Origin of the sequence: Paenibacillus pasadenensis, from assembly GCF_002864175.1 — a bacterium.
GTDB classification, from domain to species: domain Bacteria; phylum Bacillota; class Bacilli; order Paenibacillales; family Paenibacillaceae; genus Paenibacillus_O; species Paenibacillus_O pasadenensis.
On the sequence record NZ_NFEZ01000001.1, the window covers coordinates 450,115 to 468,561 of the forward strand.

At 68.5% G+C, this 18,447-nt stretch carries 15 protein-coding genes; 9 read left to right on the top strand and 6 right to left on the bottom strand.

Translation table 11 applies throughout. From position 1 onward, the window contains the following. The first annotated feature begins 425 nt into the window (after window positions 1-425). The 3 genes from B8V81_RS02020 to B8V81_RS02030 are packed head-to-tail and all read left to right on the top strand — an operon-like array spanning window position 426 to window position 5,537. Window positions 426-1,712 carry an alpha-L-fucosidase gene (locus B8V81_RS02020; RefSeq protein ID WP_101807576.1) on the top strand — a complete coding sequence of 429 codons (1,287 nt, stop codon included), beginning with the start codon at window positions 426-428 and terminating at the stop codon, window positions 1,710-1,712. 22 nt (window positions 1,713-1,734) lie between these two features. Then, window positions 1,735-2,766, top strand: coding sequence for a carbohydrate-binding family 9-like protein (locus tag B8V81_RS02025; RefSeq protein WP_028598882.1), 1,032 nt, complete (start codon window positions 1,735-1,737; stop codon window positions 2,764-2,766). Next, a complete protein-coding gene (locus B8V81_RS02030) occupies window positions 2,763-5,537 on the top strand; it encodes a transglutaminase-like domain-containing protein (RefSeq protein ID WP_101807577.1) in 2,775 nt (924 codons plus the stop codon). The genes B8V81_RS02025 and B8V81_RS02030 overlap by 4 nt, the downstream gene beginning before the upstream one ends. A 58-nt stretch (window positions 5,538-5,595) precedes the next feature. On the opposite strand, the gene B8V81_RS02035 is transcribed toward B8V81_RS02030, so the two are convergent. The 3 genes from B8V81_RS02035 to B8V81_RS02045 form a co-directional block, all read right to left on the bottom strand. Then, complete coding sequence (locus tag B8V81_RS02035; RefSeq protein ID WP_028598883.1) at window positions 5,596-6,312, bottom strand: gamma-glutamyl-gamma-aminobutyrate hydrolase family protein; 717 nt, start codon at window positions 6,310-6,312, stop codon at window positions 5,596-5,598. A gap of 126 nt (window positions 6,313-6,438) precedes the next feature. Then, window positions 6,439-6,912, bottom strand: a complete 474-nt coding sequence (locus B8V81_RS02040) for an Lrp/AsnC family transcriptional regulator (protein WP_043111307.1) — start codon at window positions 6,910-6,912, stop codon at window positions 6,439-6,441. Between the two features lie 108 nt (window positions 6,913-7,020). Then, complete coding sequence (locus B8V81_RS02045) at window positions 7,021-8,220, bottom strand: glycosyltransferase family 2 protein (protein ID WP_180968354.1); 1,200 nt, start codon at window positions 8,218-8,220, stop codon at window positions 7,021-7,023. A gap of 183 nt (window positions 8,221-8,403) precedes the next feature. Here B8V81_RS02045 and B8V81_RS24655 point away from each other — a divergent pair, with 183 nt between their 5' ends. The 4 genes from B8V81_RS24655 to B8V81_RS02060 all read left to right on the top strand — a co-directional run bounded on the left by B8V81_RS24655 (window position 8,404) and on the right by B8V81_RS02060 (window position 12,368). Beyond that, the gene (locus tag B8V81_RS24655) at window positions 8,404-8,982 is read left to right on the top strand and encodes a class I SAM-dependent methyltransferase (protein WP_028598885.1); all 579 of its coding nucleotides are present in this window, start codon (window positions 8,404-8,406) and stop codon (window positions 8,980-8,982) included. A gap of 170 nt (window positions 8,983-9,152) precedes the next feature. Further along, window positions 9,153-10,880: an exosporium glycoprotein BclB-related protein gene (locus B8V81_RS02050; protein ID WP_146000440.1), complete on the top strand. Its 1,728-nt coding sequence runs from the start codon at window positions 9,153-9,155 to the stop codon at window positions 10,878-10,880. A 197-nt stretch (window positions 10,881-11,077) separates the two neighbouring features. Beyond that, on the top strand, window positions 11,078-11,764 hold the full coding sequence (locus B8V81_RS02055) for a queuosine precursor transporter (RefSeq protein ID WP_028598886.1): 687 nt from the start codon (window positions 11,078-11,080) through the stop codon (window positions 11,762-11,764). An 85-nt stretch (window positions 11,765-11,849) separates the two neighbouring features. After that, window positions 11,850-12,368: a DinB family protein gene (locus tag B8V81_RS02060; protein ID WP_043111308.1), complete on the top strand. Its 519-nt coding sequence runs from the start codon at window positions 11,850-11,852 to the stop codon at window positions 12,366-12,368. Between the two features lie 103 nt (window positions 12,369-12,471). Here B8V81_RS02060 and B8V81_RS02065 read toward each other — a convergent pair whose 3' ends face one another. The 3 genes from B8V81_RS02065 to B8V81_RS02075 all read right to left on the bottom strand — a co-directional run bounded on the left by B8V81_RS02065 (window position 12,472) and on the right by B8V81_RS02075 (window position 14,537). Next, on the bottom strand, window positions 12,472-13,293 hold the full coding sequence (locus tag B8V81_RS02065; protein WP_084137230.1) for a DUF817 domain-containing protein: 822 nt from the start codon (window positions 13,291-13,293) through the stop codon (window positions 12,472-12,474). Window positions 13,294-13,369: 76 nt separating this feature from the next. Then, a complete protein-coding gene (locus tag B8V81_RS02070; RefSeq protein ID WP_028598888.1) occupies window positions 13,370-13,852 on the bottom strand; it encodes a GAF domain-containing protein in 483 nt (160 codons plus the stop codon). A gap of 187 nt (window positions 13,853-14,039) precedes the next feature. After that, window positions 14,040-14,537: a CcdC protein domain-containing protein gene (locus B8V81_RS02075; protein WP_028598889.1), complete on the bottom strand. Its 498-nt coding sequence runs from the start codon at window positions 14,535-14,537 to the stop codon at window positions 14,040-14,042. A gap of 258 nt (window positions 14,538-14,795) precedes the next feature. Here B8V81_RS02075 and B8V81_RS02080 point away from each other — a divergent pair, with 258 nt between their 5' ends. Beyond that, complete coding sequence (locus tag B8V81_RS02080; RefSeq protein WP_174817698.1) at window positions 14,796-16,520, top strand: ABC transporter ATP-binding protein; 1,725 nt, start codon at window positions 14,796-14,798, stop codon at window positions 16,518-16,520. Further along, a complete protein-coding gene (locus B8V81_RS02085) occupies window positions 16,517-18,379 on the top strand; it encodes an ABC transporter ATP-binding protein (protein ID WP_101807579.1) in 1,863 nt (620 codons plus the stop codon). Before B8V81_RS02080 ends, B8V81_RS02085 begins: the two co-directional genes overlap by 4 nt. Window positions 18,380-18,447 lie beyond the last annotated feature (68 nt).

Consider the following 18,447-nt stretch of genomic DNA (forward strand, 5'->3'; position numbering starts at 1 on the left):
TCCCTCGTCAGGCCCGATCGGAAAGAGCGGCAGCGGTCGATCCGACAGCGGCGCATCGGGGATGAAGCGTTTGCATCAGCATAGCGGGATGCGGCCGGAAGCGTAAATATGTCGTTTCGGGAGCGGCGCCAGCCGGTCTCCGATTGGCCGAATCTGCTCGGGAAAAAGCCGGGAATGCCGCGCCTGGAGCGGTTCCCGCCTGCAAGATGTCATTTCCGCCCTGCGCCTGTCCGAGGCGGCGAAGCAGAAATGACTATCGTCGAAGCGCCAAAACGGATAAGCGCTTACAGGCATGTCAGATATGAGTCATCTTTCCGAGGGCTTGTGGGAAAAAGGATGACGCTTGTTACGAATGACATATTTACGAGGCGCGACGGCCGCCCCTAGAATGAAAGCGGTAAACCGAACCGAAAGGCGGGAAGGGCATGCAGAAGTGGTTTGAGGAAGCGAAGCTCGGCATCTTCATTCATTATGGCATCTATGCCGTGGACGGCGTGGCGGAGTCGTGGTCGTTCTACAACGGGCGGCTGTCGTACGAGGACTATATGAAGCAGCTGGACGGCTTTACGGCGTCGAGGTTCGACGCGGAGCGCTGGGCGGAGCTGATCGAGCGCTCCGGCGCGAGGTATGCCGTGCTGACGACGAAGCATCATGACGGCGTCGCGCTGTGGGACACGCGGCAGAGCGAGCTGAACGTCGTCAAAAGGACGCCGGCGGGACGGGACCTCGTCCGCGAGTATGCGGACGCGATCCGCGCGCGGGGCATCCGCTGCGGCCTGTACTATTCGCTGATCGACTGGTCGCATCCGGATTACCCGAGCGTCTTCGAGGGCGGGCGCGCGCCGGACGACCTGTCCGCCGTCAACCGCTTCTCCGCCCCGGCGGACGGCGTGCAGCGGCCGGAAGCCTGGGAGCGGTTCCTCGCGTTCAACGACGCCCAGCTGCGGGAGCTGCTGACGGACTACGGGCCGGTCGACCTGCTCTGGTTCGACGGAGACTGGGAGCGCAGCGCGGAGCAGTGGGGGCTGCCGGCGTTCAAGCAGCGGCTGCTGGAGCTGCGGCCGGAGCTTATCGTCAACTCCCGGCTGCAGGGCTACGGCGACTACAAGACGCCGGAGCAGGGCTTGCCGATCACGAGGCCGGAGGGGCCATGGGAATTCTGCACGACGATCAACGCGTCGTGGGGGTATGTGCCGACGGACCATAAGTACAAGTCGGTCGGCCAGATCATCCGCATGTTCTGCGACTGCATCGCGATGGGCGGCAACATGCTGCTCGACATCGGGCCGCGCGAGGACGGCACGATCGACGAGCGGCAGGAGGCGGCGCTGCTCGGCCTCGGCGGCTGGATCCGCGACCACGAGGAGGCGGTGTTCGGCACCGGCGAGGGCGTCATGACGCGCTACTATCCGGGCGGCAGCACGCTGTCCGCGGACCGGCGGACGCTGTATTTGTTCGTGCGCGACGAGCCTAAGGAGAGCGTCTGCCTGAAAGGGCTGTGCAACCCGATCCGCCGGGCGAGCGTGCTGCACAGCGGCCAGGAGCTGGAGTGGGAAATCCACGGCGGCGTGCCGTGGTTCGACATTCCCGGCACGACATGGATCGGCCTGAAGCCGGAGCAGACGCATGAGCAGGTGACGGTCATCAAGCTGGAATTCGACAACGAGATCGATATGTACGGCGGCTCGGGCGCCGTCGTCACCCATAATTGAACGGACAGGGAGAGTGGCGCGGATGAACCGGAGCGGAGTGCCAGAGCCGGCGATCGGGAAGTATGAGCCCAAGAGCTACCGCTGCGAGCGGGCGAGCGGCCCGCTGGAGCTGGACGGACGGCTCGACAAGCCGTTTTGGGCGGCGGCGGCGTGGACGGACGATTTCGTCGACATCGAGGGGGACCGGCGTCCCCGTCCGGCGAAGCGGACGCGGGCCAAGATGCTGTGGGACGACGAGTGCTTCTATGTCGGGGCGGAGCTTGAGGACGATGAGATCTGGGCGACGCTGACGGAGCGCGACTCGGTCATTTTCCAGGACAACGACTTCGAGATCTTCATCGATGCGAACGGCAGCACCCATGGCTACTACGAGTTCGAGATCAACGCGCTCGGCACGGTGTGGGACCTGCTGCTGCCGAGGCCGTACCGCGACGGCGGGCCGCCGGTGAACGGCTGGGACATCGCGGGGCTGCGCACTGCGGTGCATGTCGAGGGCGAGCTGAACCGTCCCGGAGCGGACAACCGGCGGTGGAGCGTCGAGGTCGCGATGCCGTGGGCGAGCCTGAAGGAGTGCGCGGCGGAAGGACGGCCGCCGGCTGCGGGCGACAGCTGGCGGGTCAACTTCTCGCGGGTGCAGTGGCAGGTCGACGTCGCGGACGGCCGCTACGTCAAGCGGCTCGACCCGGAGACGGGTCGGCCTTGTCCGGAGGACAACTGGGTGTGGTCGCCAATGGGCCTCGTCAACATGCACTATCCGGAGCTGTGGGGCTACGTGCAGTTCGCGGAGGCGGACACGCCGGCGTTCGAGCTGGCGGAGGACGAGCGGATCAAATGGCAGCTGCGGCGGCTGTACTACCGGCAGCGCAACTATTATGAAGCGCAGGGCCGATTCGCGGCCGACGCGGCCGAGCTCATGACCGGCGAGGGCTGGACGATCTCGCCGCAGGTCGAGACGACGAGCGGGCTGTTCCAGCTGTCGGCGCCGTCGGAGGACGGGCGGTCGCGGCTGTGCATTCGCGAGGACGGCCGTTTGTGGAAGGAGGAGTTGCGATGAGCGGCAGAGCAGGCGGTTCGCGCTCGCCTGAGGAATCGGGGGGAGCGGACGCCGGGCGGCAGCGGGAGAGGCGGCGGGAGCCGGCCCCCTGGTCGCCGGGAGAGCGGGAGAAGGAGGGCATCGCGCGCAGGCTGGAGGAGCGGAGGCGGCTGGCGGCGGCGCGGGAGCGGGAGCTGTTCGGCGCGCTCGTCGAGGCCCGGGACGAGGAAGAGGCGTGGGCGCTCCGGCTGCTGCTCGCCTCGATGCCGGTCGGCGATCTGGCCGACTATGACGGCGCGATGCTGCTGGAGCATGCCCGGCAGTCGCTGGCGATCCGCCGCGCGATGCCGTGGGGCGGGGAGGTGCCGGACGAGCTGTTCGCGCACTTCGTGCTGCCGTACCGGATCAACACCGAGGACATCGACGGCTCGCGCGGGCTGCTCCACGCCGAGCTCGCTCCGAGGGTGCAGGGGAGGAGCATGGAGGAGGCGATCCTCGAGACGAACTACTGGTGCCACGAAAAAGCGACGTACGCCGGCAGCGACCTGCGCACGGCGTCGCCGCTGACGACGATCCGCGCCGCCCGCGGCCGCTGCGGCGAGGAGTCGACGCTGGCGGTGGCGGCGCTGCGCAGCGTCGGCATCCCCGCCCGCCAGGTGTATACGCCGCGCTGGGCGCATTGCGACGACAACCACGCCTGGGTCGAGGCGTGGGCGGACGGCCGCTGGCGCTATTTCGGGGCATGCGAGCCGGAGGCGCGGCTCGACCAGGGCTGGTTCACGCCGCCGGCGCGGCGGGCGATGCTCGTCGACACGCGGGTATTCGGCGGCTATGCCGGCTCGGAGGAAACGACGCTGGAGCGGGACGGCTATGCCGAGCTGAACCTGCTCGCGACCTACGCGCCGACGCGCGTCCTGGACGTGTCCGTGCGGGAGGAGGACGGCTCGGCCGCAGCCGGAGCGCAGGTGCGCTTCGAGCTGTACAACATGGCCGAGCTGCATCCGATCGCCGTGCTGACGGCGGATGCCGACGGACGGGCTTGGCTGCGCGCGGGGCTCGGCACGCTGCTCGTGCGGGCGGCCGGACGCGGCGGCCGCTGGGACGAGCGGCTCGTCCACGCGGGCTCGCCGGACGCGCTGGAGCTGCGGCTCGCGCGGCGCGGACAGCCGCAGGCGCCGGCGGAGCTGGACTTCGTGCCGCCGCCGGAGCGGGACGGCGAGCCGCTGCCCGAGCTGCCGGAGGCGGCGCTGCGCCGCCATGAGGAGCGGCTGCGCGAGGGCTCGGCGCGCCGCGGCGAATTCGAGGCCGGCTTCCTCGGGGAGCCGGAGGCGGCGGAGCTGGCGCGCGCGAGCGGACTGCCGGCGGAGCGGCTGCTGCCGCTGCTGGCCGGCGCGCGCGGCAACGGCGCCGAGATCGCCGCGTTCCTCGGCGAGCAGGCGCGCGCCGGGCGCGGCGCTTGGGCGCTGCGCCTCGTCGAGACGCTGAGCGCCAAGGATCGGACCGACGCGATGCGGCCGACGCTGGAGGATCATCTGCTCGGCGCGCTGGCGGCGCTCGGCGAGGCGCCGCCAGCGTCGTCGACGGATGCGGAGGACGAGCGGGAGCGGTTCGACTCCTATGTGCTTTGTCCGCGCGTGCTGCATGAGCGGCTGGCCCCTTATCGCGGCTTGCTGGCGGCGGCGTTCTCCCGCGAGGAGCGGGAGGCGCTGCGCCTCCGCCCGGCCGGGCTCGCGGCGCAGCTGGAGCGGCGGTTCGCGCTCGCCGATACGGTGCCGAACCTGCGCGGCAAGGGCACGCCGGCCGGCGCATGGAGGCTGGGCCGGGGCGATCGGGAGACGAGGGACATCCTGCTCGTCGCGCTGTACCGCAGCCTCGGCATTCCCGCCCGGCTGCAGCCGGGCTCGCATCGTCCCGCCTTCTGGCAGGACGGCTGGCGGGAAGCGCGCTTCGCGGACGAGCGCGAGCCGATGCCGGATGCGGCGGGTCGGACAGGCGACGGCGCCGGCAGCCGGCATGCGGAGCTTCGCCTCGCCGCCGTGCCGGGCGCGCCGGCAGCCGTCTACGGCGTCACGATGACGCTGGCGAGGCTGCAGGACGGCGTCTACCGGACGCTCGCCTATCCGCATGGCAGCACGGGCTACGAGGATCGGCGGCTGCGGCTGGAGCCCGGCGAGTACCGGCTCACGACCGGAACGCGCCTCAAGGACGGCACGGCGCTGGCGCGCCTGAGCTACGCCGAGCTGCGCGCCGGGGAGCTGGCCGAGCTGGAGCTGGCGTTCCGGTCGGCGGACGAGGCGGTGCCGGTGCTCGGCGAGCTGCGGCCGGCCGGCGAGCTGTGGCCGCTGGACGGCGGCGCTCCGCTCGGCTGGACGCAGGCGCTCGGCGAAGGCGCGGCGCTCGTCGCCTGGCTGGAGCCGGAGCGCGAGCCGAGCCGCCATCTGCTGCGCGAGCTGGCCGAGCAGGCCGAGCCGCTGCAGGCGGCAGGCGCGGCGGTGCTTCTGCTGCTCGCGGAAGGAGCCGCAGACGGCGGTCCGCGCGCGGCGGCGACGGCTCGGCAGCCGGACGGCGGCGACAGCCTCGCCGCCAGCGCCGTGCCGGCGGGCGGGAGGCTCGCCCGCGAGCGCGGCGGCTCGTCGCTGCCGGCGCTGGCGCAGGCCGCTTCGGCGGCAGAGGCGGGCTGTCCGCATCTGTTCGTCGTCGACGCCGAGCGGCGCATCCGCTACGCCAGCTCCGGCTACCGGATCGGCGCGGCCAAGGAAGCGCTGGAGACGCTCGCGGCGCTGCGCCGATAGGAGCCTCTTCGCCAAAGCAGCCCCCGGCCCGAATGCGGGCGGGGGGCTGCTTTTTGTGCTAGGCCGAGCGGCAAGCGCCGACGAAGGCGGCGAACAGCGCGCGGCTCGACGGCTCGCTCTCGTAGCTGAATTCGGGATGCCACTGCACGGCGGCGACAAAGGCTTTGCCGGGCAGCTCGACCGCCTCGATCAGGCCGTCGTCCGCCTTGGCCGCCGCGGCGAGGGACGGAGCGAGCGCTTTGATCCCTTGATGATGATAGCTGTTGACATGCAGGCGGTCGGACCCGACCAGGAGGCGCAGCTGCGAGCCGGGCTCGACCTGCACCGGATGGGCCGGGTTGTCGTAAGGGGGGCGCTGCTTGTGGCCGATCGCCGAGTCGAAGCCGGCCGCGCTTGGAAGATCCTGATGCAGCGTGCCGCCCAGCAGGACGTTGAACAGCTGCAGGCCGCGGCAAATGCCGAAGGCGGGCTTGTCCAGCTCCAGCGCCAGCCGGAACAGCTGCGCTTCCATGCGGTCGCGTTCTCGGCACAGCTCGCCGCAGGCTTCCGCGATCTCCTCGCCGTAGAGCGCCGGATCGACGTCATGGCCGCCGGTGAACAGGAATCCGTCCAGGCTGCGGGCCAGCGCGGCCAGCGCCTGCTCCTCGCCCGTCAGAGGCAGCATGACGGGGATGCCTCCCGCCTGCTCCACGGCTTTCATATAGCCCGGCAGCATCCAATAGCTTTCTTTCTCCGAATCGTACAGCGGCAAGATGCCGATCAGCGGCATGCTCATGATGACCCCTCCATTCGGGCGGATGGCTTTCCGGCCCTCGTTGTTCCTCCATTGTATCCGATCGCCGCAGCAGGATGGAAGAAGCCCCGACATCCGGCTGTGCCGGAGTTCGGGGCTTCTTTCGGTTCAATATTTGTACCGCTTGGAGAGCAGCTGGCTGTCGACGCGGACGACGCCCGCGATCGGGTACAGCCTGTCCTGCAGGAAGACGTCCATTTCGTCCAGGTCGGCGAACAGCGCCCGCACATGCAGGGCGCTCGGTCCGGTCAGCCGGCACACCTCCGTCACCTGCGGCTCGGCGGCCAGCCGCTCCGCCGCTTCATGCAGTCGGGGCGGCTCCACCTCGACGAGGAAAAACGCGCTCGCGCCGAGGCCGATCTTGTCCGGGCGCAGCGTGAGCGTAAAGCGCTCGATGACGCCGGACTCGGACAGCGCGTTCACGCGGGCCTGGACGCCGACGCGCGAGATGCCGACTTCCTTGCTGATATCGGTATAGGACATGCGCGAGTTGGCGCGCAGCAGCTCCAAGATGCGGCGGTCGATCTCGTCGAGCCGCGTCGCCGGGATCGGGTAGCGAGGCCGCTCGGGCGGGGATGACATGGCGATCGTCTCCTTTGGGCAGGCGGTCATCATCGGCATGGAAGAGCCTGGCAGTATCCCCTAAATGATAGCTTGAATCCGGCATCGTTGCAATGCCCGATGCAGGCGCTACAGCGACGTCAGCCGGGCGAGCGCCTCGACGAGCGTCGGCCAGCGGCCGGAGGCGGCGATGGCGGCGCGCTGCGCCTCGAAATGCGCCCGCTCCGCGCTGCCGGGCGGGCAGCCCGCATGGGCAGCCAGATGGGCCGGCTGCTGGCCGTGGCGCAGCAGGTAGCCGGCCGCCTCCAGCATGGAGCGCATCGTGCCGAGCAGCGGCAGGTAGATGCCGGCGCTTTCGGCGTCGAGCCGGTAGACCTCGTCGAGCACGAGATGCGCCTGGTAGAAGCTCATCGGCACCGGAAGATACAGGAGCAGCAGGACGAGCAGGCTGATGTCCCGGTATTTCTGCTGGAAGCGGAAGAAGTTCTCCTGCGCCTCCCGGCCGACGGAGGGCGCTACGGGATGCTCCTGGTGGTAGACGGCGGGCTCGCGGATATGCGCGAAGCGGTAGCCTTGGCGGAACAGACGGTAGCCCAGCTCCAGATCGTCCCAGCCGTAGCCCTCGTACTCCTCGAACAGCCCGCAGCGCTCGAACGCCGCTCGCCGCACGGACAGATTGCCGGTATGGCTGATCAGCCAGGGCAGATGGAAGCCCGTCAGACGGTCGCCGAAGCGCTGCAGGATCTCGGCCTCGAACACGGCCTCCATCGGCTTGGCGAACGACAGCTCCACGTACGCCTCGGCGTGGATGTCCTCCCGCCCGAGCAGCAGCTGCGGTCCGCCGCCGCCCATGAACGCCTCCCAGGCGGCATGATGGCGGGGGCGGGGAAAAATCAGGCTATACGCCTGCTGCACCTGCTCGGCCGAGAATCCGGGATGCAGATGCGTATAGGCGCCTTTCATTGTCAGCACGCCGGAGGCGAGCAGCTGTCCGTCCTGCTCGTGCAGGCGCAGATGGGACTCGACGAAGCCTGGTCCGACGAGCACCTCGGCGTCGAGAAAGATCAGCACCTCCCCCTCGGCGATGCGGATGCCCGCGTTGCGCGCGGCGGGCCGGCCGAGGCCGGCTTCCGAGCGGAGCAGGCGCAGCCGGTAAGGAAAGCTCCATGCGGCGGGGATGCCCGGCGTCGCATCCGACGAGGCGTCGTCCACGAGAATGACCTCGTAGCAGTCTGGCGGCACGGTCTGGCGCTCCAGCGCGAACAGCGTCAGCAGCACGAGCGGATGCTTGTCGCGGCAGGGCAGGATGATGCTCGCCCGCATGCCCATCGGCTCCGCCTCCTTTCCTGCTTCTAGTCCTACCAGTCTATGGGGCCGGCCGGGGACGGGGCTGGCCGCCTGCCCGGCGGCATGCGCCTGATTTGCCGCGAGCGGAGGCGTTTGCCGCATCGGGAGACTTTGCCCGGCATAGGATGGACTAGACGAGCCGGACCGGCCGAAGGAGGAGCCAACATGATTCAACGAACGGCAAGCAAGGACTTTCTCGGGTTTTTGAACGGCATGATCGCGGGCGCGGACACGCTGCTTGACGTCGGCTGCGGACCGGGCGTCCTGCTGGGCGCGATGGACGCGCGCAAAATCGTCGCGCTCGACGTGCATCGGCCCTACCTGGCGCATGTGGCCGCCCATTCGCCGCTCGTCATCCCGATCCATGCCGACGCGCTCGAGATCGGCCGCCTGTTCGTGCCCCGTTCGTTCACGGCGGTGACGATGGTCGACGTGCTGGAGCATCTGGACAAGAAGGACGGCTACGAGCTGATCCGGCAGGCGGAGTCGATCGCCCGCGAGCGGGTCATCCTGTTCACGCCGCGCGGCTTCTTCCCGCAGGCGAGCATCGACCACTACGGCCTGAACGGCGAGCAGCACCAGACCCATCGCAGCGGCTGGGAGCCGGAGGAGCTCGAGGCTCTCGGCTACGACATCCTGCTTATGGAAGGCTTCCACGACCGCTCCAACATCGCCTTCGTCGAAGCGTTCGGAGCGGAGCATCCTCCGATCGACGCGATGATGGCGATCAAGAGCCTTATTTAGCGGGCTCGCCGCCCGCCATTCGCTCGATTCGCCCGCGTCCGCGCTCCCTGCTTCGGCAGAGGGCGCGGACGTTTTCCTTTTCCGAGGGGACAGGCGGCTGCAAGTCACGAGTATTCAGATGCCGGCAAACGCATACCTATGAGCAGAACGAAGGGGAGGGGGGCGGGGAGATGGAGGATGGAAACAAGGGGCGCTTGCCGATCGGCGCCCGCAGGCCGCATAAAGGGTCCGACTGCAAGGTTTCGAAAAAGACGGGCGCCACTTGCATCGTGCCGTTCCGACCGGAACAGGCAGACCGGATGGAGGAGATCCTGGAAGGAATCGATGCCGCGCTGGCGTCTCCGGCGTCATCGCCGCCGGCCGGACGGCTGACGGCAGAGCTCAGGCAGCTGCATCAGCTGGCGGTCGATCTGGCGATGCCGAGACGGGAAAAGGCGCGTCTGCTCGCTGCCGTGGAGCTGGCGATCGGAACGGCGGAGCGCGCGGGGAGCTGGACGGATCCCGTCATTGCGGCCGTGCAGCAGCTGCTCGGGGAGCTGCTCGCGATCGTGCTGCTAAGCTGCGTGTCGAACGCGGTCAAGGACGGCTGGGTCGCGCGGCTGAGGCTCGCCGCCCTCGAAGCGTCGTCGATTCCGACCGGCGGGGGCGGCGGACCGCCGGGACCTCCCGGACCACCAGGGCCTCCAGGGCCGCCAGGATCGACGGGCTTGCCAGGGCCGGCAGGGGCGGCCGGCGCTCAGGGGCCGGCGGGCTCGGTCGGCCCGGCGGGACCAGCAGGGGTGCCGGGACCGGCGGGTGCGCCGGGGGCGGCCGGCGCGACGGGGACGACGGGAGCGGCCGGAGCGATAGGAGCGACCGGGCCGACGGGCGCAACAGGCGCGACGGGAGAGGCGGGACTGTCGGTGACCGGAGCGACCGGAGCGACCGGCGATACCGGAGCGACCGGGCCGACGGGCGTCACCGGAGTAACCGGACCGACGGGAGCGACCGGGCCGACGGGAGCGACAGGAGCTGCGGGAGCGCTAGGGGCGACCGGCGACACCGGAGCGACGGGGGCGACGGGCGACACTGGAGCGACCGGGGCGACGGGCGACACTGGAGCGACGGGGGCGACGGGTGTCACCGGAGTAACCGGACCGACGGGAGCGACCGGGCCGACGGGAGCGACAGGAGCTGTGGGAGCGCTAGGGGCGACCGGCGACACTGGAGCGACGGGGGCGACCGGAGCGCTAGGGACGACCGGCGTGACCGGCACGACCGGCGACACCGGAGCGACCGGCGTGACCGGCGTGACCGGCGTGACCGGAGCGACCGGGGCGCTGGGCACGACCGGAGCGACCGGGGTGACCGGGACGACCGGCGTGACCGGAGCGGCCGGAGCCGGGGCGATCCTTCCTTTCGCATCCGGCCTGCCTGCGGTGCTGACCACGATCGCGGGAGGACTCGTTGGGACGACTTCGCTTGTCGGCTTCGGCAGCTCCGCCACGGGCGTGAGCGTCGTCGGCAATACGATCGACTTGACGGGCGCGGCGGGAACGCTGCTCAACTTTGCCTTTTCCGTTCCGCGCGACGGCACGATTACGGCGCTGTCAGCGTATTTCAGCACGACAGCCGCCCTCAGCCTCGTCGGCTCGACGATCAGCATTACGGCGACGCTGTACAGCTCCTCGACGCCGGACAACACCTTCACTCCGATTGCAGGGACCGAGGTGACGCTCGCCCCTGCGCTGACCGGCGTGATCTCGCTGGGGACGATCTCGAACGGCATCGTCACCGGCCTGGCCATTCCGGTCACGACGCAGCAGAGGCTGCTGCTCGTCTTCAGCGCGACGGCGACCGGCCTTAACCTGGTCAATACGGTGGCGGGATATGCGAGCGCCGGACTGTCCATCTCGTAAAGCGCGGTCGGAATGCAAAGAGAGAGGGAGGCAATTTCAGCCTCCCTCTTTTTGACGCGCTCCGGCTGTGCTATGATAGACCAGGTTTTTTCGGCAGGCGCAAGGCGAATCGCGGCATGGAAACAGCCGCCGCCCGCGACTACAGCTGCCGGACGCGGTTCGAGACCATCCCGCGTAACCAAAACTAGGGAGGAATCATGTTCAACTTCTATTGGGGCGTCTTTTTCGTCCTGGTCAACTTCGTGCTGTTCCTGGCCTGCTTCCGGCTGTTCGGCAAAATGGGCCTGTACGCCTGGATCGGCTTCGCGACCGTGATCGCCAACATCCAGGTGACCGAGACGATCCAGATGTTCGGCATCGTCATGACGCTCGGCAACACGATCTACGCCTCGCTCTACATGACGACGGACCTCATCAACGAGCGCTACGGCGGCGCGGAGGCGCGCAAGGCGGTCTGGTTCGGCTTCTTCACGCTGCTCGCCACGACCGTGCTCATGCAGATGGTGCTGGCGTTCGATCCGGCCGAGGGCGACTTTGCCCACGAGCCGCTGAGCATCATCTTCGGCCTGATGCCTCGGCTGGCGCTCGCTTCGCTCAGCGCGTATCTGATCAGCCAGTTCCTGGACGTACGGGTGTTCTCGGCGCTGAAGCGCCGCTTCGGCGGCCGCAGCCAGTTCTGGATCCGCATCAACGGCAGCACGATCCTGAGCCAGTTCGTCGACTCGCTCGTGTTCTGCACGATCGCATTCGCCTTTCATCCGGAATATCCGTGGGACATCTGGATCCAGATCTTCTTGACCACCTACGTGCTCAAGTTTGTCATCTCCATCGCCTCCACGCCGGTGCTGTACATCGCCCGCTCGTTCCGCTTCAAGGACGAATGAGCGCCTAGCGCCATGCGGGCGGCAGGAGTTCTTGAGCCGTCCGGCGAAAGGAAAGGGAACTTTCTTTTCGAAGGGCGGTTTTTTCATGGACAAAAGACCCGATCCGGCCGTCGTGCCGGCTCATGAAGTTCCCTATCTCTCCCGCGTGCCGGAAGGCGACCTGATCGCGATCCTGGCCGAGCAGAAGGAACGCGCGCTGGAGCGGCTCGGCGCGCTCAGCGAGGAGCAGGCGAGCCATCGCTACGCCCCCGAGAAATGGAGCGTGCGCCAGGTGATCGGCCATCTGGCCGATACCGAGCGCATCTTGAGCTACCGGCTGCTGGCGATCGCCCGCGGCGACCGGACGCCGCTGCCGGGCTTTGCCGAGGATGAATACGTCGCGGCGGCTCCATTCGAATCATGGACCGCCAAGGAGGCGCTCGCCGACTATGCGGCCGTGCGCGAGGCGACGCTGTCGCTGCTGCGCGGGCTGGCTCCGGGCGACTGGGAGCGCTCCGGCACGGCCAACGGGCTGCCGCACAGCGCGCTGCTGCTCGCCTGCGTCATCGCCGGGCATGAGCGGCATCATCTCCATATTCTGACGGAGCGCTACGGCATCGCCTAGCTCACGCGCCCTAGGGACGCCCAGCATGAAATAAAGGACGAAAGCGGCATCGACGCCGCTTCCGTCCTTTTTGTTCTGGAGGAGACCCTCTTCGAGCGCGCCGTCACTTCGGCTCCGGCCGGCTCGGCGCAGCGGGAGGGAAGCGCCGCTTCAGCGCGTACACCAGCAGCAGGCTGAGGATGACGAGCAGGAACCAGCTGCTCAGCTTGCCCCAGTGGACGAGGCTCCAGCCGAGCCGCTGATCGGGATACGCCCATGCGCCGAGGAACGTCGAGACGTTTTCGGCGAGCCAGATGAACAAGGCGATGAGGGCGAAGCTGGCCAGCACCGGCATCTTCAGCCTTTGCCCGCCGGCCGTGTAGGATACGCTCGCGCGCCAGAACGCCGCGAAGATCGCTGCCGTCAGCCACCACCGCAGATCCGGCAGCCAGTGATGCGTGAAGAAGTTCGCATAGGCGAGCAGCGCCAGCCCCGTCGACAGCCGCAGGTCGGGCCAGCCGCGGAAGCTCAGCTCCAGCCTGCGCCACGCCTGACACATGTAGCTGGCGACGCTGGCATACATGAAGCCGCTGTACAGCGGCACGCCGCCGATCTTGCTCCACCCCTCGCCGGGGTAGCTCCAGGAGCCCATCCGCACCTTGAACAGCTCCAGCATCAGGCCGATGAGATGGAACAGCAGCACGACCTGCAGCTCGCGCGCCGTCTCCAGCCGCAGCAGCAGCATGGCCGCCTGGATCGCCAGGCAGAGCAGGAGCAGCAGGTCGTAGCGGGCGATGCCCGGCACGTCGACGAGCTTCGTGAAGCCGAGCGAGGCGAAGATGAGCACGGGAAACGCGCAGCTGAGCGCTTGCTTCCGCCCGAAATCGAGCAGCATCGCCGCCTTCAGCCGCAGCGGCCGCCTCGGGCCGGACAGCGTTTCTTCCATTGTCGCACGCTCCTTCATGGATATCCGATATCCAAGTGAACGAGCGAGCGCGAAGAAAAGCTGAGGACAGGGCCGATCAGCGCCCGGCCGTCAGCAGGGCGGCGAAGCGCTCCAGCTGGACGCGGTCGGTCTCGTCGAAGCGGTCCGTGACCGGGCTGTCGATGTCGAGCACGCCGAGCAGCCGGCCGTCCTGCGCCAGCAGCGGCACGACGATTTCCGAGCGTGAGGCGGCGTCGCAGGCGATATGGCCGGGGAACGCGTGCACGTCCGGCACGACGACTGTCTCCTTGCGCTCGGCGGCCGTCCCGCAGACGCCGCGGCCGACGGGGATGCGGACGCAGGCCGGCAGCCCCTGGAACGGACCGAGCACCAGGCCCTGCTCGTCGAGCAGGTAGAAGCCGACCCAGTTGATCTCGGTCAGGAACTGGCCGAGCAGCGCGGAGGCGTTGGCCAGATTGGCGATGAGGCTCGGCTCGTCTTCGATGAGCGCCTGCAGCTGGCGGAGGACTGTCTCGTACTGCTGCTCGCGCGTGCCTTCGTAGGCCGTCGTATGGAACATGGGGGAATCCCTTCCTTTTCGCATCAAATGGATGGCCCGATCGGCTCGGCCGCGAAACAGGCGCGGCAGCCGGATCGAGCCCGGCTGCCGCGTGCAGGAGCGGGCCGTTCGTCCCTCCACGATACCATATCCGCTCCGCTCGGGCGAATAGAGCCGGCCGGAGGCTGCGGGCGTGGCGGCGCGCCGCTCAGGCTCCCTGCACGCTGCGGACGGAGCGGTACTTGATGAAGCTGCCGATCCGCCATACCGCGATGTAGCAGAACGCCAGCGTCATCGTCAGCAGGAGGAAGCGGTCCGGCTCGATTCCCTGGAGGAACGAGGAGAGGGCGATCCTCAGGACGATGACGGCGAGAATGACATACTTGAAGTTCGGGTTGGGCTTGGAGTAGATTTCCCCGTCCGCTCCTCGCTCATAGGCGGTGTGCGCGAGCATGATCCAGCCGATCGCGACGCCGATCGCCGCGGCGCAGAGCTCCTCCCACAGGGGAGGAAACGGCGGGTTTCCGCCGCCGGCGGACAGGGAGCCGAGGCTGGCGGCGAAGCCGAGCGCGAGGAAGGCGAGCGGCAGGAACATCAGCCAGCCGCCGGCCCGGATGCGGCGCGGTCTCGAGCCGGAGCGGGCTCGGCGCCAGTAGACGAAGAGCAGGATAAGAGCGATGAAGCCGTACGTGCCGAGAGCTTGCATGGATGCAGCATCCTTTCGGGATGAGAATGGCCGTGCTGCCCTTAAGTGTACGGGGCGGACCATTTATTTACAACGAAACGATGCGCCTTGCGATCGAGGTCCCGAAGCCCCCCGTCCCCGCCAGTTTCGTTTAGGCCAATTTAGGCATTGACGGCCCCTGAGCGGCTGCAGTAGAGTTACGGAATGGAAGGAAGTGTTCGTGTGAAAGGGGAACAGAAAGAGGACCGGAAAATCGGCGGCTGGAGCGTCTACCGCGAGATGCTGGGCCGCTACGTGCTGCCGCAGAAGCGGCTGCTCGGCTGGCTGGCCGCGCTGCTGCTGCTGTCGATCGGACTGCAGCTGGTCAATCCGCAGATCATCCGCTATTTCATCGACACCGCTCAGGGAGACGGAGAACTGACGGCGCTTTATTGGGCCGCCGGCTTTTTCATCCTGTTCTCCCTCGTGCAGCAGGGCGTGTCGGTGGCCGCGGCCTACTTCAGCGAGAATCTCGGCTGGTCGACGACGAACCGGCTGCGCGCGGAGCTTGCCGAGCATTGCCTGGCGCTCGACATGGGCTTCCACAAGACGCAGACGTCGGGCTCGCTGATCGAGCGGGTGGACGGCGACGTGAACGCGCTGGCGAACTTCTTCTCGAGCTTCATCATCCACCTCGCCGGCAATCTCGTGCTGATGGTCGGCATCCTGGCGCTGCTGTTCCGCGAGAACGTCTGGATCGGGCTCGTCATGACCGCCTTCGTCATCGGCGCGGTGTACGTCATCCAGTGGATCCGCCGCTTCGCCGTGCCGGTCTGGAAGCGCTGGCGCGAGATGAACGCGGAGTTCTACGGCTTCATCGGCGAGCATCTGGAAGGCACCGAGGACACGCGCGCCAACGGCGCGGCCGGCTACGTCATGAACCGCTTCTACGAGCTGACGCGCCGCATGCTGCCCGTGCGGGTGCGGGCGTTCTTCGGCTTCTGCATGATGTGGAGCACGACGATCCTCGTCTTCGCGCTCGGCAACGCCGCCGCGTTCCTCGTCTGCGCCTGGCTGTGGGAGGGCGGGCAGGGAGCGCTCACGATCGGCTCCATCTACCTCGTCTTCTACTATACCGAGCAGCTCGCCAAGCCGATCGAGAAGATCCGCACCCAGCTGGAGGATCTGCAAAAGGCCGACGCCAGCCTGCTGCGCGTGCGCGAGCTGCTGGCGACGCAGCCCAAGATCCAGGACGGTCCTGGCGCGGAGCTGCCTGCCGGACCGCTGTCCGTCGAATTCCACGACATGGAATTCGCCTATGAGGAGGGCGGACGCAATACGCTGCACCGCCTGCAGCTGAAGCTCGAACCCGGCCAGACGCTCGGCCTGCTCGGCCGCACCGGCAGCGGCAAGACGACGCTCGCGCGGCTGCTGCTGCGCTTCTATGATCCGCAGGCCGGCGGCATCCGGCTCGGCGGCGTCGACCTGCGCGAGCTCAAGCTGCACGAGCTGCGGCGCAAGGTCGCGCTCGTCACGCAGAACATCGAGATCCTCGAGGGCAGCGTGCGCGACAACCTGACGCTATTCGACGACTCGATCCCCGACGCCCGCATTGCCGAGGTGCTGCGCGAGCTCGGGCTCGGCGCCTGGCACGACTCGCTGCCGGACGGCCTCGACACCGTGCTCGCCTCCGGCGGCGGCAGCCTGTCGGCCGGCGAGGCGCAGCTGCTCGCGTTCGCCCGCGTGTTCCTGACCGATCCGGGGCTCGTCATCCTCGACGAGGCGAGCTCGCGGCTCGACCCGCTGACCGAGACGCGCATCGAGCAGGCGATCACGCGCCTGCTGCAGGAGAAGACCTGCATCATCATCGCGCACCGGCTCGCGACCGTGCAGCGCGCCGACCACATCCTCATCCTGGAGCACGGGCGGGTGCTGGAGAGCGGCGGCCGCGAGCAGCTGGCATCCGACCCCGACTCGCGGTTCAGCCGGATGCTCGCGGTCGGCATGGAGGAGGTGCTCGCATGAAGACCAGACAATTTTTCATCTCCATCATTCGTTATCGGCCGGGCCTGTATGCGCTCAACCTGATCGCCTGGTCGCTCATCCATATGGCGCCGCTCGTGCCGGGCCTGCTGACCAAGGCGTTCTTCGACGATCTGGAGGGCAGCTACGACTTCCCTTACGGCATCGCCGCGATCGCCGCGCTGCTCGTCGCCGCCGCGCTCGGGCGCATCGCGCTCATCTACGTCGGCTTCCTGACCGACGTCAACGTCCGCTACCGGGTCAGCATGCTGCTGCGCCGCAACATGCTCGCCCATGTGCTCAAGGAGCCGGGGGCGAGGGCGATCCCCGTATCCCCGGGCGAAGCGATCAGCAACTTCCGCGACGACGTCGACCATACCGAGGAAGCGTTCAGCTGGTCGGTCGACATGCTCGGCCTCGTCGGCTTCGTCGTCGTCGCGAGCTGGATCCTGCTGTCCATCGACGCGCAGATGACGGTGCTCGTCTTCGTGCCGCTCATCCTCGTCGTCACGGCCGCCCAGATCGGCACGGCGCGCATCCAGAAGTATCGCGCCGCCAGCCGCGAGGCGACGGCCAAGGTGACCGGAGCGATCAGCGAGATGTTCGGAAGCGTGCAGGCGATCCAGGTCGCCGGCGCCGAGAAGCGCGTCGTCGGACGGTTCGTGCAGCTGAGCGAGAAGCGCCGCGAGACGATGGTCAAGGACAAGCTGATGACCGAGGCGCTGTCCTCCGTCTTCGCCAACTCCGTCAACCTGGGCACCGGCCTCATCCTGCTGCTCGCGGGCTACAAGATGCGCGCCGGCGGGTTTACGGTCGGCGACCTGGCGCTGTTCGTCTACTACTTGACGTTCGTGACGCAGCTTATCGGCAACGTCGGCAACTTCATGACCTACTACAAGCAGATGGCCGTCAGCTTCGGCCGCATCAAGTCGATGCTGCAGGGCGCGCCGGCGCAGCTGCTCACGAAGCCCGCGTACATCGGACTCGGACGCCGCAAGCCGCGGCGCGGCGGACAGTCGGAGGAGGCGCGATCCACGCAGGCCGCTCCAGCGGGTGCGGCGAGTCCGGCGGATGCCGGACAGCCGGCCGAATCGCCGGTCGACGACGGCTTCCCGCCGCCGGTCGCAGCCCCGCCGCTGCAGATGCTGGAGGCGCGCGGCCTGACGTATCGGTTCCCGGAGACGGGACGCGGCATCGAAGGCATCGACCTGACGCTGCGGGCCGGCTCGTTCACCGTCGTGACCGGCATGATCGGCAGCGGCAAGACGACGCTCGTGCGGACGCTGCTCGGGCTGCTGCCGGCCGAGGCGGGCGAGATCCGCTGGAACGGCGAGCTCGTCGAGCGGCCGGCCGATTTCTTTGTGCCGCCGCAGAGCGCGTATACGGCGCAGATTCCGCGCCTGTACAGCGACCGGCTGCGCAACAACATCCTGCTCGGCCAGCCCGAGCGGCCCGGCAGCGTGGAGGGAGCGCTCCATGCCTCCGTCATGGAGGAGGACATCGGCGGGCTGGAGCAGGGGCTCGACACGATGGTCGGCCCGCGCGGCGTCAAGCTGTCCGGCGGACAGGCGCAGCGCACGGCCGCGGCCCGCATGCTCGTGCGCGACGCGCAGCTGTATGTGTTCGACGACCTGTCGAGCGCGCTCGACGTCGAGACGGAGCGCCGGCTCTGGGAGCGGCTGTTCCGGCAGCGCGGAGACGCGGCCTGCCTCGTCGTCTCCCACCGCAAGGCGGCTCTCGCCCATGCCGACCATATCATCGTGCTGCACGGCGGCCGCATCGAGGCCGAGGGCAGCGCCGAGGAGCTGCTGCGCACGAGCGAGAGCTTCCGCCAGCTATGGCATGGCGAGGAGACCGGCTGAGGCGCGGGCAAGCCTGCCGCGCGGCAAGGCCCGTTTGTCCGCCGGTCATGCGGCATCCGCGAGACGCG

Coding starts and splice junctions, on each gene's coding strand:
- B8V81_RS02030 (WP_101807577.1), top strand. CDS start 2,763: ATGAGCGGCAGAGCAGGCGGTTCGCGCTCGCCTGAGGAATCGGGGGGA.
- B8V81_RS02040 (WP_043111307.1), bottom strand. CDS start 6,912: ATGTCATCCCCGCCCGAGCGGCCTCGCTACCCGATCCCGGCGACGCGG.
- B8V81_RS02020 (WP_101807576.1), top strand. CDS start 426: ATGCAGAAGTGGTTTGAGGAAGCGAAGCTCGGCATCTTCATTCATTAT.
- B8V81_RS02085 (WP_101807579.1), top strand. CDS start 16,517: ATGAAGACCAGACAATTTTTCATCTCCATCATTCGTTATCGGCCGGGC.
- B8V81_RS02045 (WP_180968354.1), bottom strand. CDS start 8,220: ATGGGCATGCGGGCGAGCATCATCCTGCCCTGCCGCGACAAGCATCCG.
- B8V81_RS02060 (WP_043111308.1), top strand. CDS start 11,850: ATGGACAAAAGACCCGATCCGGCCGTCGTGCCGGCTCATGAAGTTCCC.
- B8V81_RS02070 (WP_028598888.1), bottom strand. CDS start 13,852: ATGTTCCATACGACGGCCTACGAAGGCACGCGCGAGCAGCAGTACGAG.
- B8V81_RS02050 (WP_146000440.1), top strand. CDS start 9,153: ATGGAGGATGGAAACAAGGGGCGCTTGCCGATCGGCGCCCGCAGGCCG.
- B8V81_RS02080 (WP_174817698.1), top strand. CDS start 14,796: ATGCTGGGCCGCTACGTGCTGCCGCAGAAGCGGCTGCTCGGCTGGCTG.
- B8V81_RS02075 (WP_028598889.1), bottom strand. CDS start 14,537: ATGCAAGCTCTCGGCACGTACGGCTTCATCGCTCTTATCCTGCTCTTC.
- B8V81_RS02065 (WP_084137230.1), bottom strand. CDS start 13,293: ATGGAAGAAACGCTGTCCGGCCCGAGGCGGCCGCTGCGGCTGAAGGCG.
- B8V81_RS02025 (WP_028598882.1), top strand. CDS start 1,735: ATGAACCGGAGCGGAGTGCCAGAGCCGGCGATCGGGAAGTATGAGCCC.
- B8V81_RS24655 (WP_028598885.1), top strand. CDS start 8,404: ATGATTCAACGAACGGCAAGCAAGGACTTTCTCGGGTTTTTGAACGGC.
- B8V81_RS02055 (WP_028598886.1), top strand. CDS start 11,078: ATGTTCAACTTCTATTGGGGCGTCTTTTTCGTCCTGGTCAACTTCGTG.
- B8V81_RS02035 (WP_028598883.1), bottom strand. CDS start 6,312: ATGAGCATGCCGCTGATCGGCATCTTGCCGCTGTACGATTCGGAGAAA.